Consider the following 2,464-nt stretch of genomic DNA (forward strand, 5'->3'; position numbering starts at 1 on the left):
GATGATACCAATCACAATAAATAAGTGATCAGAAATAGCGTAGGGAAAATGCTTGAGAACAAGGCGCAATTTTTCGATAAGTAGTTATTCTACAATCAAAAATTGCAACGCAGTTATCGAGTATTTTAACAAGCTAGAATGACCAGTTATTTACTACGATTGGTATGAGTTTTGGTCAAGCCTTACAGTTTCTCTAGTCGTGCGTAAGCAGTTACCAACCATTTGATGCCTTCACCGTTAAAGGCAATCTGTACACGGCTTTGTGGACCACTGCCTTCGAAGTTGATGATGGTGCCTTCACCAAACTTTGGATGCATCACACGAGAACCTAGCGTAAAGCCGGTTTCATTAAAGCTCTCTTTCACAACAGTTTGGCTAAATCGACCACTGCTTGAAGGACGGCTAACTTGCGCCTTCATTCGTACTTCATCTAAACAAGTTTCTGGCAGTTCACGGATAAAGCGAGACGGTTTATGGTATTTATCCTGACCGTACAAACGACGCATTTCAGCATAAGTGATGTACAGTTTCTGCATTGCACGGGTCATGCCTACGTAACACAGACGGCGTTCTTCTTCTAAGCGCCCTGCTTCTTCTGCCGACATTTGGCTTGGGAACATGCCTTCTTCCACACCGACCATAAACACCAATGGGAACTCTAGACCTTTCGCACTGTGTAATGTCATGAGCTGAACCGCATCTTCAAATTCGTCCGCTTGTCCTTCGCCCGCTTCTAGTGCTGCGTGGGTTAGGAATGCCGTCAGCAGTGACATGTCTTCGGCTTCTTCTGGTTTCTCGAATTGGCGAGTTGCGGTCACCAATTCCTCCAAGTTCTCAATACGTGCCTTAGACTTTTCGCCCTTCTCTTGCTCGTACATCGCGAACAAGCCCGAGTATTTAATTACATGGTCAGTTTGGTGATGCAGCGGCATCTCTAAGGTGTCGTCTTCTAGCGCGGTGACAAGCTCGATAAAACGGCTCAGAGCACCAGCAGCGCGACCAGCAAGCACCTTCTCGTCCAACATTGCCACACTCGCTTCCCACATGGTGCAACCACGATCACGAGCCGCAAAACGGATGGTTTCAAGCGTCTTATCGCCCAAACCACGCGTTGGCGTATTCACCACACGTTCAAACGCCGCATCATCGTTACGGTTGGCAATCAGACGCATGTAGCTCAAGGCATCTTTGATTTCCTGACGTTCGAAGAATCGCATGCCGCCATAGATACGATAAGGCAGACCGGCTTGAATTAACGCTTCTTCCAGAACACGCGACTGGGCGTTGTTACGGTAAAGCATCGCAGCGTCATTCAGAGCACCGCCCTTGTCTTGCCACTCTTTGATTTTGTTCACCGCAAAACGGGCTTCATCTAATTCGTTGTAAGCGCTGTAAACCGAGATAGGCTCACCGACCACGCCATCCGTCCACAACTCTTTACCCATACGCTCGGTGTTATTCGCAATCAGGGTGTTAGATGCTTCCAGAATGGTCTTAGTGGAACGGTAGTTTTGCTCAAGACGAATGGTATTCACGCTTGGGAATTCCAGCGTAAACTTCTCAATATTCTCGACTTTTGCACCACGCCAGCCGTAAATCGACTGGTCGTCATCGCCTACGATCATCACGTGACACTCAGGACCCGCCATCATACGTAGCCAAGCATATTGAATGTTGTTGGTATCTTGGAACTCATCCACCAAGATGTGCTTAAAGCGTGCTTGGTAGTGTTCACGGACGAACTTGTTATCACGCAGTAGCTCATGTGCGCGCAGCAAGATTTCCGCAAAATCGACTAAACCAGCACGGTCACACGCCTCTTGGTAAGCGGTGTACAACTGCAGATATGTCTTGGTTACTGGATCATGGTACGCATCAATGTGCGACGGGCGCAGACCTTCGTCTTTCTTACCGTTAATCCACCATGCCACTTGGCGTGCCGGCCACTGCTTCTCATCGAGGTTTTGCGCTTTAATCAAACGCTTTAGTAGACGCTGTTGGTCGTCACTGTCAATGATTTGGAAATCTTCCGGTAGCTTCGCATCAAGATAGTGTGCACGCAGAATACGGTGACAAATGCCGTGGAAAGTACCATTCCACATACCGCCTGCACTGCCCATCATTAGCTCTTCGATACGTCCACGCATCTCTGCCGCCGCCTTATTGGTAAAGGTTACCGACATAATTGAAAACGGAGATGATTGCTCGACCGACATCAGCCAAGCGATACGGTGAACAAGAACGCGTGTCTTACCACTTCCTGCGCCAGCAAGAACGAGCAAGTTTTCTAGAGGTGCTGCAACGGCTTCACGTTGTTTATCGTTCAAACCGTCGAGTAATAGAGATGGATCCATCATGATGAGAGCTACTGGTTATTTATACATAAAAACCGATTATAACCTAAACAACCGGGTGCTGTTTAGACAAAACTTGATAAAAAAATCGATGTTTTTTTGCCCAATAC

Annotated in this window: 1 protein-coding gene; it reads right to left on the reverse strand. The window is 47.6% G+C overall.

Annotated features, from left to right (window positions below; translation table 11 throughout):
* Positions 1–182: 182 nt before the first annotated feature.
* Entirely contained in the window at positions 183–2,357 is a 2,175-nt protein-coding gene (gene uvrD, locus CAG68_RS21365; protein ID WP_054729944.1) for a DNA helicase II, read from the reverse strand.
* Positions 2,358–2,464: the final 107 nt, after the last annotated feature.

Origin of the sequence: Vibrio sp. V42_P2S4T144, assembly GCF_009904715.1 — a bacterium.
Taxonomy (GTDB): Bacteria; Pseudomonadota; Gammaproteobacteria; order Enterobacterales; family Vibrionaceae; genus Vibrio; species Vibrio alginolyticus.